This is a genomic window from Rhodococcus sp. P4_F3_2, from assembly GCF_056401335.1.
On record NZ_JBFUJN010000091.1, the window covers coordinates 1 to 1,181 of the forward strand.

Annotated in this window: 1 protein-coding gene; it reads right to left on the bottom strand. The window is 33.1% G+C overall.

The genetic code is table 11. The features are described 5' to 3' along the window. Positions 1-367: 367 nt before the first annotated feature. Positions 368-952, bottom strand: a complete 585-nt coding sequence (locus AC1DWA_RS32875; protein ID WP_477917591.1) for a DUF3967 domain-containing protein — start codon at positions 950-952, stop codon at positions 368-370. Positions 953-1,181 lie beyond the last annotated feature (229 nt).

Sequence of the window (1,181 nt, forward strand, 5' to 3'; positions counted from 1 at the left end):
GGCATATCCCAAACGAATGAATAAAAAGTGCACCTTTTATTCATATGCTTTAACCTCTAAATAATTGATTTTTGATCTGAATATGTTATAGTGGCACTCCAGCTGATTTCCAAGTTGGATTTCATTTAACCCTATATTTGTAAATGTAACTAAAAGGTCACCTCTCTTACCACACACTCAAGAGGTGGCCTTTTAGTTTGTTTGCCTTTGACTGGACAAATTACCATCTAATACGATATTTTAAATGTGTACATGTATATCTTTCACTTTTATCAACTATAAACACARCTATGATCAACTACACATGTAAGAAAAGCCCTCWATTAAKTTTGAGGGCTTTTCTTGTAYYAKCATTTTGCTATCTTTCTCATTTCCARAAYTCCYACCACTTTTTATTGGAGGATTTTTTAGGYTCTTCAATAGATGCTGCTATYTCTAATTTAGACTCTTGTAATTCCCTTATAGAGCTCATTAACTTCTGATCTCGATCATCTAACCTTTTAATAAGTACTTCTTGGAATTYTCGCTGTTGTTCTTCTTGTTTGAGTGTCCATTCACTTAAGAAATGCTCATGCTTTTTTAATTCTTCTTGGACTCTTTTAGCCACCATTGATTCTATCTCCTGAACAGGAACAAACCCTTGATTCTCTAAGGATTGTTCGGGTTGTTGTTCAGAAGAGTTTATATTCTCTGTATCGTAAATCTTAGGGAATCCTTCTTCTACTAAAAGTTCGAGTATTTGAGCAGATTGGAGACTTCGTTTATTTCTCATCTTAGCTATAAAAAGAAAAACAGGTAACGAAGATGAATCAATTAAGTACTTRTTYTTTTCACCTTGCTTAACATTTATAAAATCYTTATAWGTTTGGCAATTACGCTTTATAGTCATGGCCGACACTTTCACTTGTTTGGCCATCTCTTCAGCTGATAACCACTGTTTAGAAGCCTTCACTGTTCAGATCACCGCTTTCAAATTCAACTAAACATCTAAACTAAACACCATTCAAACACTTARACAATTCCATGCTACATATAGRTTAACCTCTTTTCTTGTTCARATCATTGTTTAGATAATTATTTTTAAAATCATCTGAACATCTAAACAAACACTATCCAAACAATGAACAACCACGCAAAAAAATTAGTCATAAATACTTGGCCGTCTTAAGACGGTATATTAG